The sequence below is a fragment of the Natrialba chahannaoensis JCM 10990 genome (assembly GCF_000337135.1).
GTDB lineage: Archaea > Halobacteriota > Halobacteria > Halobacteriales > Natrialbaceae > Natrialba > Natrialba chahannaoensis.
In genome coordinates, this window is record NZ_AOIN01000097.1 from 1 (window position 1) to 12,134 (window position 12,134).

Annotated in this window: 9 protein-coding genes and 3 pseudogenes; 4 read left to right on the top strand and 8 right to left on the bottom strand. The window is 61.7% G+C overall.

Annotation, left to right across the window (positions count from 1 at the left end):
* The 3 genes and pseudogenes from C482_RS18290 to C482_RS18300 form a co-directional block, all read right to left on the bottom strand.
* Nucleotides 1–227: pseudogene (locus C482_RS18290) on the bottom strand (RNA-guided endonuclease TnpB family protein); the annotation flags it as partial.
* A gap of 334 nt (nucleotides 228–561) precedes the next feature.
* A complete protein-coding gene (locus C482_RS18295; protein WP_049896969.1) occupies nucleotides 562–942 on the bottom strand; it encodes a hypothetical protein in 381 nt (126 codons plus the stop codon).
* A gap of 109 nt (nucleotides 943–1,051) precedes the next feature.
* Nucleotides 1,052–2,315 (bottom strand): annotated as a pseudogene (locus C482_RS18300) (RNA-guided endonuclease InsQ/TnpB family protein).
* A gap of 53 nt (nucleotides 2,316–2,368) precedes the next feature.
* On the opposite strand from C482_RS18300, the gene C482_RS21920 reads away from it, so the two are divergent.
* Complete coding sequence (locus C482_RS21920) at nucleotides 2,369–2,512, top strand: hypothetical protein (protein WP_006169294.1); 144 nt, start codon at nucleotides 2,369–2,371, stop codon at nucleotides 2,510–2,512.
* 107 nt (nucleotides 2,513–2,619) lie between these two features.
* Here the strand turns inward: C482_RS21920 and cofH are convergent, their stop codons facing one another.
* The gene (gene cofH, locus C482_RS18305) at nucleotides 2,620–3,999 is read right to left on the bottom strand and encodes a 7,8-didemethyl-8-hydroxy-5-deazariboflavin synthase subunit CofH (protein WP_006169295.1); all 1,380 of its coding nucleotides are present in this window, start codon (nucleotides 3,997–3,999) and stop codon (nucleotides 2,620–2,622) included.
* 114 nt (nucleotides 4,000–4,113) lie between these two features.
* Here cofH and C482_RS18310 point away from each other — a divergent pair, with 114 nt between their 5' ends.
* Nucleotides 4,114–5,367 (top strand): PQQ-like beta-propeller repeat protein, encoded by a 1,254-nt coding sequence (locus C482_RS18310; protein ID WP_006169296.1) that lies wholly within the window; start codon nucleotides 4,114–4,116, stop codon nucleotides 5,365–5,367.
* A 25-nt stretch (nucleotides 5,368–5,392) separates the two neighbouring features.
* On the opposite strand, the gene C482_RS18315 is transcribed toward C482_RS18310, so the two are convergent.
* On the bottom strand, nucleotides 5,393–8,026 hold the full coding sequence (locus C482_RS18315; RefSeq protein WP_006169297.1) for a methyl-accepting chemotaxis protein: 2,634 nt from the start codon (nucleotides 8,024–8,026) through the stop codon (nucleotides 5,393–5,395).
* Between the two features lie 214 nt (nucleotides 8,027–8,240).
* On the opposite strand from C482_RS18315, the gene C482_RS18320 reads away from it, so the two are divergent.
* Together C482_RS18320 and C482_RS18325 are read left to right on the top strand one after the other, a co-directional pair.
* Entirely contained in the window at nucleotides 8,241–9,260 is a 1,020-nt protein-coding gene (locus C482_RS18320; protein WP_006169298.1) for a phosphoribosylaminoimidazolesuccinocarboxamide synthase, read from the top strand.
* A gap of 151 nt (nucleotides 9,261–9,411) precedes the next feature.
* Complete coding sequence (locus tag C482_RS18325; protein ID WP_006169299.1) at nucleotides 9,412–9,615, top strand: hypothetical protein; 204 nt, start codon at nucleotides 9,412–9,414, stop codon at nucleotides 9,613–9,615.
* 84 nt (nucleotides 9,616–9,699) lie between these two features.
* Here C482_RS18325 and C482_RS18330 read toward each other — a convergent pair.
* From C482_RS18330 to C482_RS18335, 3 genes and pseudogenes are all read right to left on the bottom strand, one after another.
* A pseudogene (locus tag C482_RS18330) lies at nucleotides 9,700–9,977 on the bottom strand (acetamidase/formamidase family protein); the annotation flags it as partial.
* A 274-nt stretch (nucleotides 9,978–10,251) separates the two neighbouring features.
* Nucleotides 10,252–10,425, bottom strand: a complete 174-nt coding sequence (locus C482_RS21925; RefSeq protein ID WP_006169301.1) for a DUF7556 family protein — start codon at nucleotides 10,423–10,425, stop codon at nucleotides 10,252–10,254.
* Nucleotides 10,426–10,629: 204 nt separating this feature from the next.
* Nucleotides 10,630–11,580, bottom strand: a complete 951-nt coding sequence (locus tag C482_RS18335) for a formyltetrahydrofolate deformylase (protein WP_006169302.1) — start codon at nucleotides 11,578–11,580, stop codon at nucleotides 10,630–10,632.
* Nucleotides 11,581–12,134: the final 554 nt, after the last annotated feature.

A 12,134-nucleotide genomic window follows, 5' to 3' on the forward strand; every position in this document is an offset into this window, starting at 1 on the left:
GGGTTGGCTCGGGTGTCTCCGTTGTTTCGCTTGCCGTACCAAGAGTGGAACGCTTCAGCGAGTTCTTGCAGAATTCGCTGACTTGACTGCGAGTGTAAGTCATCATAGCGTTCGTGGCTCTTGAGGTACGCGGTGAGTTCGGTGTGGTCTGGAATGTGGTCGATTTCGTCCCAGACGCGTTGAACGGTCCATCGTCCAACGTTCCAGAGTTTGGAGCCNGTCGTGCCACCGCCGGAGGAGAGCGTCATCGTGCGACGGCGCGTATCCCCGCCGTGAACGGCGAGGCTTTGCGCCTGCTCAACCTGTAATGAACGCCGACGAGTCACTGACAGGTACTGAGCACTGACCAGAGAGATGGCTTCTATCCAACGGGAGATACAGAGACAGCGACCCGCCACCACAACGGTCGTCGCTTCGTCTCCCGTCGGATATCGATGACTCGGAACGCTGGTATAAAAGACCCCGTCGGCCGTTTTCCAGTCCTGAAACTCCGTGACTGATTAAAACTCGACACCAGACATAATTGAACTCCATCTCCGTCGGAATAGAGTGGATCAGCAGTCAGACAATCCGATATCGATCCGCCGGCTGGCGTTTGAGTGTCGCTTCCTCGCGAAGCTTCACGATCCGTCCCGTCGGCTGGGGCTCGACGACCGCGTTCGCGTCGACGGACTCGAGTGTCCCCAGAAGTTGTGCGCTCGGCGGTTGCTGGGCGGCACCGCAGTCGTAGATTGTGAGGAGGCCGCGGCTGCCGCTGTCATTGCCATCGCTATTGGCATTGTCACCGTTACCGCCACTGTCGTTCTCGGCGGCGACAGAGTCCTCACTGCCAGCACCCTGGTTACGCTCGTAGACGACGATGTGGGCGTGCTGGGGGAGTCGCCAGGTGTCGTTGCCGTTGCCGTTGCCGTCGCCGTCGTCAGTCGGAACGAGGTGGTTCATACTCGCCGAGACGGGAGACATGTTGACATCCTCGCCGCGCCTAAAGGCGCGGAAATCCTCGCGTTGGGGGTCTCGGTTCATGCCGAACCACCACACGAGCGACTTTCTCCTATCGGTGGATACTCCGGTTTGTGCGCACTTCTTTGGGACTTTCGTGAGAGTGTGGTATCTCCGACCAGTCGTGGTCGTCCCACTCGAATCGCACGGGCCGTGCCATCAGCCGTGGTACGTCTGCTTCGTGCCGCCTCAGGAACGTCTCGCTTGCGACGAGACGCGTGACCTTCGAAGCCGCAGGCACAAGTGAGCGTGTCTTGGTGCCGCGTCGTGTCCTCGGTCGAACCGCAGTTCGGACACGTCTGCGAGGTCCACGCTTCCGTGCGGACTTCGACGGTGATGCCGAACTCCTCGGCAGTACACACGAGACGGTCGACGAACCGCCGGAACGCCCAGAAGTTGTGCAGCTTGGCGTTCGTCTGAACCGACCAGTTCGTCTCGAGGATGTCGGTTAAGTCGCCGACGTACACCGTCGAAACTCCCTCGTCGTACAGTCGTTCTACGAGGTCGCGGGCGAGCGCGTCCATAGCGTGGTCGCGCCGTCGCGTCCGACGGCGGTACAGCCCCCGAATCCGATTTGAGCTGTACCGCCCGTCGCGGAGTTTGGACTGTAGCCGAGCAATTTCTCGCGTGGTCTCGCGGAACCGTTCGAACAGGTCGCGGCCTTCGTACAGGTACTGCTCGCCGGTCGAAACCGTACAGGCGACGATATTGTTCGCACCGATATCCAGAGCGGCCGTTTCGTCGGCCAGTGGTGAATCCAGTCGAGAATTGTCTACCGTGACTGGCTGAAAGGCCCTGAATTGGTCCGAAGGCTCGTCGTAGTACAGTTCTAACCGACCCTGCTTGCCGTCCCACTTCGGATCGCCCGCCACTTCGAGGCGTAGCCGTTCGGTGTACCCAAGGTCGTATTTTTCCTTGAGTTCCTTGCCGACCGGAATCTCGAGGCGAGAGCGTTCGCCGAGTTCCAGCGTGTACTGGTCGTTGCGAACGTAGGTCCGCAACGCGCGGCCGTCGTCCTCGTTCCCCCAGTAGCCGGGCGGAGAACACTTCTCGCCGTCTTCTTTCAGCGGGAAGAACGACCTCCAGGCACTCTTGCTCTTTCGAATGAGTTGTTGGGCGGTGGCGCTTCCGAGGACACCGACGTACTGCTTGCGGTAGTCGGCAGTGTCCCAGACACTTTCGCCGTCGAAGTATTGCTGGCGTCGTTCGTAGGTGAGTTCGTTCCAGAGGCTGGCAGAAGCGTCCAACAGTTCGTGCAGTAGCTCCCGATCCTGTTCGGAACGGGGCCGAACGACGAACTGATTGGTCCGCTTCATCACCTACAGGTGGTGCCGGAACGCACATAAGTGTTCCGTCCATGTGATAGTGTATGGTTGCAGTCCGAATCGAGTTCGACGACGAGGAGCAGTACGAACGCTTGAAAGAACTGAAAAAACATCGCGGCCTGACCTGGAAGGGGCTCCTCCTCGAAGGCGAGAAGCGCGTTCTCGAGGAGACCCCGGACGGGACGTAGTCTGTAGTCGCGTCACTGTGCCTATCGCTTAGACCCGCGCCTAAAGACGCGGGCGTCCGCTGTCTATATGTCAAAAAGCCATCTGGGGGCCGCTACATGTCAGCAGCTCAGTCGTCCGCCGAGACGCGGCGTTCGTCGGTCGTGAGCAGCGGCGTTCCGTCCGCTTTCGGGCCGAGTTCGGGGCCGAGCGGTGGGTCCGCGTGCTCGGGGTCGATCACGCGGCGCATCTCGTAATCCGTCGAGCGCTCGACCGGCACGCGGCCGATGGAGGCGATCATCTCGACGTACTCGCCGACCGAGCGGAACTCGCCGTAGCCGCCACCGGCGCGCTTGGTGATCTCCTCGGAGAGGATCGTTCCCATGAAGTCGTCGGCTCCACACGAGAGCATCTTCAGGCCCTGCTCGTCGCCGTACTTGACCCAGGACGACTGGATGTGCTCGACGTTGTCCAGAAAGAGCCGTGAAACGGCGATCATCAGTTCGTCCTCGTCGGTGCTTGCACCGCCAGCAACCACGTCGTGTTCGAACAGCGGTGTGTTCTGGTGGATAAACGAGAGCGGGACGAACTCCGTAATCGCGCCGTCGACGCGCTCTTGCAGGTCGCGAACACGTTTCAGGTGCATCGCGCGGTGGGCCTCGTTCTCGACGTGGCCGTACATAATCGTCGCCGTGAGGCCGAGGCCGACGTTTGCGGCGGCCTCCATCGCCTCGAGCCAGCCGTCCGTGGTGATCTTTCCGGGGCAGATCACGTCTCGCACCTCGTCGACGAGAATTTCGGCGGCCGTGCCGGGAACCGTGTCGAGACCGGCGTCCTTGAGTCGGCTGTAGACCTCTTCGTAGGACCAGTCGGTCCCACGGCGGGCATGGTAGCCCTCTTCGGGCGTCATCGAGTGAACGTGCACGCCGTCGACGCTCATCGCTGAGAGTTGCTCCGCGTAGGTACCAGGATTGGTCGCGTAGCGCTCAGGGGGCTTGTAGTTGACTTCCTTCGGATTCGGATGCGTGTCGAGAATTTCGAGATGTTCCTCGTCGAGCGCGAACGCGGGGTGGAGCCCGGAGACGGAGGTCACCTCGTAGATGCCGCGGTCGACGGCACCGGCGACGGCCTCGCGCGACTCTGCGGGCGTCTTCGTAAAGCCTGCTGTCTCGACGTCTGCACCACGTTCGAACGTATGTGCGGCGTCCTTGAAGTTACAGAACAGACAGCCCACGTTACAGGCCGTCGTCACGTTGTTGTTCAGGTTCGCGACGAAGGTGACCTCCTCGCCAACGACTTCGGCTCGTCGTCTGTCGGCCGCCTCGAGTACCAACTCCTTTCGCGCCCGGTCGATCCCGTCGCTGTCCGACCCTGTGGTGAGCAACTCGATCGCGTCGTCGACGGTGAGTCGCTCGCCCGCTCGTGCCTTTGCGAGTGCGTTCTCGAACGACTGGTCGGTTTCGGGGACATGCTCGAACGCCAGATCCGCCTCGGTTACCGGACGCTCCATCGGCGTATCAATGCCCGCACAGTGAGAAAAACGTGGTGGAACGCGGGGTATGTTGGCGGTACTGTGCTAGTTCTGTTTCACAAACTATTCAACGAACTGAACTGACAACGGCGTATGGTCTCCCGCAACCGACGGCGACTCCTCGGCGCGATTGGGACGGGCGCAGCACTCGCCGGTGGCGGCTACTGGCACTCTCGACGCCGCGGGCTGGACTGTCCGGACCAACTCGAGTCGATACACGAGTTCACGGCGGACCCCAATTTCTGGTCGCCCCCGGTTGTGGACGACAGAACGCTCTTCGTCGGTGCCGGCTTTGGGATCAGCAGAATGAGTTCCGGAACGCGACCGTTTCGACTGCTCGCACTCGAGTCCACCGGCGAGCCGAAGTGGGTCCTTCGACGCGAACTCGGTGGCGGGTTCGGTATTCCACAGCCGACCGACGACCGCGTCTACGTCTCGACCGGCGCAAACAGGCTGTTCGCACTCGACCGCGAGACCGGGCGCGTCGAGTGGACGTTCGACGCCGGCAACGAGCGGACCGGACGCATGAGTGCGGCGACAGTCGCACACGACGACCTCGTCGTCACCTCGACGACTCAGCCTGACGCGGACGCCTTCGAGGGCACAACCTCGAACTACGTGCTCGGCGTGTCGGCAGCCGACGGGGAACTCGAGTGGGCAGTCCCCATTACCGGCACGGTGTCGAGCGGTCTCGCGGTTATAGACGAGACGGTCGTGGCCGTCGCGCAGAACGGAACTGCGATCGGAATCGACCCCGAGACGGGCGAGGAACAGTGGGAGGCCGACCTGGACGGGAGTGTCGACTGGTCCACTACACTGACCCCGCTCGCCGGTGAGGCACTGGTCCCGCGCGAGGATGGGACGTTGCTTACGCTCGCGACGACGACCGGCGTTATAACTGGACAACACACTGCCCAGGCAACGGAAGAATACGACGCCGACGAGGAGCACGCACACGAGAGCGCTGACGGAGCAGTTGTCCGCGCAATGCACAGGGACGAGGATGCGCTATTCGTCGGTGATCGCAGCGGTGGCGTAACTGCGTACGATGCGGACGGGGACCTCACTGGACAGTGGCGATACGAGGGCAGTGCACGGGTCGCTGCACTCGAGACGGTAACTGACCGCGTCGCCGTCCTCGACCAGCGCGGCGTCTACGCCGAACTCGACCGGGAGACAGGCTCGGTTCACCGCGAATTCCTGCTCGCGAACAGCAGGTCCGACGACCGTTGTGGACTCGATCCGTCCAACGACCGACTCAACGGACTCGCCGTAACGCGGCGGCAGATCGTCACGAGCGGCAGGCTGTACAGTACATCACGATACCGGCGACCGTCGGACAGGTGAGCGGGGCTGACGTCTGGTCGGACGCTCAGTCCTCACTCGTGTCAATTGTGTCGGTCGGGTCGTCGTATTTGAGGAGTTGTTCTGTTTGCTCTGGTTGCTCCCCTTGCTCCGTTTCGGACAGAGAGTCGTCACCAGCGGAAGCGCCAGTCGCTGCGGTATTCGCAGCGCCAGCATCAACCTCGAAGACAGCCAGCGACCCGCGCAGTTCGTCGGCCATCTCGGTGAGCGACTGCGCACCAGCGGTGACCTCCGAGACGGTTGCTGCCTGCTCCTCGGCCGCGGCGGCGACGGTCTCGGTCTCGTCGCGCGTGTTCTCACTGATCTCGGTAGCCTCATCGACCATCGTCACGACGCGCTCGCTGGCGCGGGCCTGCTCGTCAGTCGCGTCGTTGATCGACTGAATGCTGTCGTTTGCCGTCTCGACCTGTTCGGTAATCTCGTCGATGGCTTCGATGCCGTCCTCGACGACATCGCTGCCCTCGTCGACGCGGTCGCGCATCCGTTCGATTTCTGTCACCGTCTCCTCGACGGACTGTTGGACGCTCGTGATTCGGTCGTCGACCTCCTGAGTCGCCTCGCCGGTCTCCTCCGCGAGGGACTTGACTTCGTCCGCGACGACCGCGAAGCCGTCGCCCTCATTTCCGGCTGCTGCGGCCTCGATGGAGGCGTTGAGCGCGAGCAAGTTTGTCTGGCCCGCGATGTCGTCGATCAGGTCGACGATCTCGCTGATCTCACCCATCTCGGCGTCGAGCTGTTCGACCTGTTCGGTAATCGCATCGGCACGGCGCTCGAGTTCCGCCATCTCCGATTGAATCTCGTCGGTCGCCTCGCTCGCCTCCGTGGCGCTGTCTGCGGCCTGATTGGAGACGTTCGCCACGTCGTCGGCCGTCGAAGCGATCTCCTCGACCGTCGCCGAGAGCTCGTTCATCTCGCCGTAGACGTCCTGGAACCGTTCACTCTGGTCGGCTGCAGCCGTCGCGATTTCTTCTGAGGAGCGGCTGACCTCACCGCTCGCGCGTTCGATCTCCTCGACGCGGGTGGTCACGTCCGCGCTCACGTCGTCGACGTCACCAGCCAGTTCCTGAATGTCGACGATCGTCCGCTCGAGTTGGTCGAGCATCTCGTTGAACGAGGTTGCGATCTCTGCAAGCGCCTCGTTGTCCACATTCTCGTCGAGGCGCTGTGTGAAGTCGCCGTCCGCTGCTGCGGTCATCACACTGCCGAACTCGACTGCTTTCCGCTCGAGTCGGTCGGCCATCTCCTCGGCCTGGCGCTGGGCCTCAGCAGCCTCCTCCTTTGACACCTCGGCCGCCGCGCGGGAGTCCTCGATGTCTTCGATGTACGTCTCCAAATCGTGACGCATCGACTCCAGCGACCGTCCGAGTTCACCGGGGACGTCTTTTTCGAGTACCGAGTCGTCGAACTCCTGCTCGGCGACGGCAGTCGACTGTGCGGCCGCCGTCTCGAGATACTGGCGGATGCCTTCGAAGGCGTTGCGGACCCGTCCCACCTCGTCGATTCGACCGTCGTCAGCAATCATGACACTGGTATCCCCGTTCGATAGTGCCGTGGCACGATCTTCGAGATCCTCGAGTGCGTTCGCAGTCGAGCGGCCGATGGTCGCGCCGATGACAAGGAACCCGCTCAACGCGATTGCGATCAGGATGATTAGTGAGTTTGCGACGGTATCGGCAACGTCGTAGGCTTCGGACTGTGGCGCGTGCGTGACGAGCGCCCAGTCGGTGTTCGGAACCTGTGCGTAGCCGACGACTTCGTCGTACTCGCCGTCTTCGGTAACACCAGCCCGGTAGGTGGCGATCTCGGTCATGATGTCCTCGCCCTCACCGTTGCGGTATTCCGAGAACATCGCGGTTTCGTTCGGCGCGAGGACGACGGTTCCCTCTGGATCGATGGCCTGCGTGTAACCGCCGTCGACTGGCGTCGAGAAGCCGTTGGCGAGCACGGAGACTTCGGCGGTGATCATCACGAGTCGTGTCGTGTCGTCCTCCTGCTCTGCGTTGTGCTCGTCAGCCTGCGCTTCGTCGCCGTCCGCAGCGGCGCTTGGCTCCTCGACCGGACTCAAGAAGGAGATCACGGGCACGCCATCTTGCTCGTACGTATCCGTATAGCTCGAGTCGAAGTCACGGTCGACCAGTCGCTCGTAGTCGAGTTCGGTAATGCTACCGCCGCCGCTGCGTCGCTGCTCGCGCAGGTGCGTCTCCAGGTCGAGCGTCGTAAGGTCGGTCCCGACGACGCTCTCGTCCGTACTCTGCTGGATCGTATCGTCTTCGACATAACTCACGGCGAGAACGTCGTCCGACGCGTACTCGAGTTCAGACTCGAGTACGTCCGAAACCTCGTCGTCGTCACCGCCGGCGATGGCTGGATATTCAGAGAGCATCCGGACCTGCTGTTCGTTCTGCTCGATCCAGGTGCTGACCTCCATCGCCTGATCGTCAGCGGATTGCTCGATGTCCGACATGACATCGCTCGTCATCTCGTTGGAGATGCCGGCGTGGAAGAAGACGGCAACAGCGACAGTCAGGAAGAAGACTGCAAGGACGACTACGCTGAACTTCGCGATGTAGCTCCGGCGAATCCGATCGGGGATCAGATTTACAATCGGTTCCAATAGGTTCTCCGTCCGCACTGATTTCATTTCCTGAACGTGGCCGCTACCACGGAAAAGTGCTTGTGGCCATCACGAGTGCCACTAACACACACCTATGACAACCAGGGGCAGGCAAGATCGACCAGTCCGGCCCTGGGCCGTCCACCTCGTCAACCGATACTGAAACCTTCTTGACCCACGGCCGCGGCATCTGAGGTATGGACGACGGCGACCGGCCCTGTACCAGCACGAGGTGGCGAACGTGACGAGCGTCAAAGAGTTCCAGATCGACGAGGAAGCGACCGAGACCGACCTCGGTCGCGGCCTGTTCGTCTTCACTGACGACTACTCTGTCTTCGACTGGGGAAAGATGCCCGACCAGATCGCCGAAAAAGGTGCGAGCCTCTGTACCATGGGCGCGTACAACTTCGAGCTACTCGAGTCCGAGGGCGTCGCGACTCACTACCGCGGCGTCATCGAGGACGGTGAGGTTATCCAGCTCGCGGACGCTTCCCGCCCGCCCTGGCAGATGGCGATCGACCTCACGCAGGTTCCCGACCTGCCGAACGAGGGTCGAGACTACGACTACGAGCACTACCACGAGGCTGCCGGCCACAACTATCTGATCCCACTCGAGATCGTCTTCCGCAACGAGGTGCCGATCGGCTCGAGTCTGCGCAGCCGAACCGATCCCGAAGATCACGGCCTCGACCTCGATAGCTGGCCGGAGGGGCCAGTCGATCTCGACGAGCCGATCATCGAGTTCTCCACGAAGTACGAGGAGGGAGACCGCTACCTCGCCCGAAAGGAGGCAGACGTAATCGCCGGCCGAGCCGACATCGACGCGCTCGCGGACCTCGCTCGAGAGGTCAACCGAATCATCACAGAGCAGGCCGAGTCGGCTGGACTCACTCACCAGGACGGCAAGATCGAGTGTCTCTACTACGACGGAGAGATCCGCGTTGCAGACGTCGTCGGCACCTTCGACGAGAACCGCTTTAGCTACGAGGGGACCCAGCTCTCGAAAGAGGTGCTGCGCCAGCACCACAAGCGCACGCAGCCGGAGTGGGTGCAGGCTGTCAAGGCCGCGAAGGCCGAGGCAAAACAGGAGAACGTCGCGAACTGGAAGTCGCTGTGCGATCGTGATCCACAGCCGCTGGACGAGGACGTGCTGACTACTGCCCGCAACATGTACTGTGCGGGGGCCAACGCGTACACCGGCCAGGAACTGTTCGACGCGCCGCCGCTGTCGTCGGCGATCGGCGCTGTCCAGCGCCTGTAACACGTATCGCGACTGGCGCTGATCGAAGACGTGTCAGCCCATTCGTGGTGCGTGATGGCGCGACACAGGTTCGAGCGCACCCGATCTCCCGGAGACCGATCCAGAAAGAAATCCTCATATGCGCTGAGTAACGAGGAGTTACTGAGCGCAAATGACGTTTGCCACGAGCGTCGCATCAAGCATCGCCCCGTTCGACCCAACGTACGGTATCACTATCGTCGCGAGCGTAATGCTCGCCGTCTTCGTCGCTGCGATGGTGTTTCTTGCACTCGCTCCGGTCGTCTCCGGTGGCTGGTCGGGAACCACCCCGCAGGGTGGACCTACTCTCGAGACGAACACCAACGAAGCCGACTAATATCGCTGCCGCCGACTCGGTCGTCTGCTCGCTGATTTCTTGGTCGGTATCGGTTCCAGAGCTAGGAGCGGAGCCAATGCGGTATCAGCCATCCAGATCGTACTGTTCACGCACCAGCGGTGCGAGTCCCTGTTCTTCGAGCCGCTCCATCGGAGCGAGCAATCGAACTGGACAACGCCCGGCAGCTGTCCGATCAGGACGCCACCGGTGAACGTACACCGCCCGCGGACTTCGTCTTCGGTCATGGCCAGCAGTGTACCGGCCCGGTCGAACGCGTTCTCGGTTGCGTCGGTGATCGTTGCCCCGCTTCCAATAACCTGAATCAGTCCCATTTCGTCCGCGAGGTCGACCCCGTGGGCGGCGAGCGCCTGCAGGAGAGCAACCGTGAGTCCAAGACGCAGCGCGCTACACCGGTGCCGTGACGGACGCAATCGCAGCCTCACTGACGACGGACAAGAGAACCTGACTGCACAGTTGGATGCGGGGCTACAGCCATTGTTCGAGGGTGTGACTGTAGATCAGGACGAGCGGGAACAGTAATTTCCTCGAACAGCGGCTGATGCGAGCCCACCAATCGATCGCGATAGCACGCGACAGCACGACCGCGCGGCATTGACGCGGACGGATCAACCAGAACTATCGCCACTGCTCAAGCTCCGCGGCGCTCGAGGGTGTTGTCGAGAGCCACGCGTCGTCACGAGCGATATCGGCGATGATGAACTGCGCCTCGCCGTCGATTTCGTCGATCGCGGCGACCACGTCGGAATCAGTTCCCGTCTGCCGATCGAGTGGCTCCGTTCTGGGAGACATGTTTACATATCACTTCGTGACGGTGATGAACGTTTCGGACCCGGATCAATAACCGCGCATTCGGGAACAGTTTGCCGAATTATCGAGACGATTGAGTGCTGACTCACTCAATTTCGAAACAGTAGCATCCAGTTCAACGCCACGCGGTCCCGGTGGAGCGCGTCCCGTTTGCCACGGGAACTCGAGTACAAGTCCGTCCAGAAGTTAGCCGTCGTCTGCGACGGCGCTCCCGATGCCGTCGACCGGTCGGTCAGGCGTGATTTCATCGATTTCGTCGGGGAGCCCGAGCTGGTAGTCGGTGCCGTTTTCGCGAACCGTCGTCCGCCCGCGGTGGACCGACACGTCGCCGTTGAGGTGGAGCTTGACTGCCTCGAGGAGCGCGCTCGCTTCGAGCGGCTGGCCCCGGCGTTTCAACACCTCGGTGTCTGCGTCGTCCGGTACGTCGAAGGCGCGCTGGGTGATGATCGGCCCCTGGTCGAGGTCGGTCGTCACGTAGTGTGCGGTCACACCGGCGACGCGAACGCCTTCCTCGACAGCCTGTCGATATGCTTCAGCGCCGGGGAACGCCGGTAGCAGCGACGGGTGAACGTTGATGATGCGGTCCTCGTAGCGGAAGACGACGTTCGGGCTCAGGATGCGCATATAGCGTGCGAGCACGATGAGATCGGCATCGTACTCCGCCAGGACTTCGAGCAGGCGCTCTTCGTTCTGTTGGCCCTTCTCGTCGCCGATGTCGTGGAACGGGACGCCGTAGTGTTCGGCAAGCGGCTGCAGGTCGTCGTGGTTGCCGATGACGACGCCGATGTCGGCACCGAGTTCGTCGTTCGCCCAGGCCTCGAACAGCGCCTCGAGACAGTGACTCTCCTTCGTCCCAAGGACGGCAATCTGTTGGGTCTCTCGATCTGCGGGGAACCGAACCTGCACGTCGAGACCGAGGTCCTCGCCGAGTTCGTGCAGATTCTCGCGGAGCGTCTCCTCAGTACAGACCATCTCCGAGGTATCGACGGCGAGGTACATCCGGAAAACGCCATCGCGAACCGCCTGATCGAGGTCTTCAATGTTGATCCCGCGCTCGAACAGGAGGCTCGTTACCCGGGCGACGAGCCCAGTGTCGTCGTCTCCGATCACCGTAATTTCGGTCACGTCAGTCGTCATCGTGGCCACCTCCGCTCGAGCGTTCGTCGGGTCGTCAACATCTGCAGTAGCATCAGTATCAGTACGCACCTCAGACTATGGGTGGCTAAAAGTCCTGCTTTCTGCCGCGCCACTGTATATGAATTGATACCATCGCTGTCCAGCCGTCTCAATCTCAGCAACAGCAGCAACCACAACAGCAACAGCACCTACGCCAACGCAGCCGCTCGCCGCCGCAACGACCGCTCGATCGTCGTATCATCCGCGAGTGACTCGAGTTCGGTCGTCGCGTGACAGCCAGCCAGATACTCGAGTGCCTGCCGGCGGAACTCGCCCCGAAGGCCATCAGTGCGGACGATGACCCCGAGGGTGGTTCGCTCGTCATTGGTGGCGAGTGCGGCGAGTGCGTCGTATCGGTGCTCGTCGCTATAGTAACAACTGCAACTAGTTACACACTGATCGCACAGCTGCCGTGCGATCAGGTGTGCAGTGACTTGCAGTGACTACTATAGTGNGCTATAGTAACAACTGCAACTAGTTACACACTGATCGCACAGCTGCCGTGCGATCAGGTG

Bases quoted from the DNA above. Each gene is read 5' to 3' on its own strand.
- C482_RS21920 (WP_006169294.1), top strand. From the start codon at position 2,369: ATGGTTGCAGTCCGAATCGAGTTCGACGACGAGGAGCAGTACGAACGC.
- C482_RS18315 (WP_006169297.1), bottom strand. From the start codon at position 8,026: ATGAAATCAGTGCGGACGGAGAACCTATTGGAACCGATTGTAAATCTG.
- C482_RS18310 (WP_006169296.1), top strand. From the start codon at position 4,114: ATGGTCTCCCGCAACCGACGGCGACTCCTCGGCGCGATTGGGACGGGC.
- C482_RS18295 (WP_049896969.1), bottom strand. From the start codon at position 942: ATGAACCACCTCGTTCCGACTGACGACGGCGACGGCAACGGCAACGGC.
- cofH (WP_006169295.1), bottom strand. From the start codon at position 3,999: ATGGAGCGTCCGGTAACCGAGGCGGATCTGGCGTTCGAGCATGTCCCC.
- C482_RS18325 (WP_006169299.1), top strand. From the start codon at position 9,412: ATGACGTTTGCCACGAGCGTCGCATCAAGCATCGCCCCGTTCGACCCA.
- C482_RS18335 (WP_006169302.1), bottom strand. From the start codon at position 11,580: ATGACGACTGACGTGACCGAAATTACGGTGATCGGAGACGACGACACT.
- C482_RS21925 (WP_006169301.1), bottom strand. From the start codon at position 10,425: ATGTCTCCCAGAACGGAGCCACTCGATCGGCAGACGGGAACTGATTCC.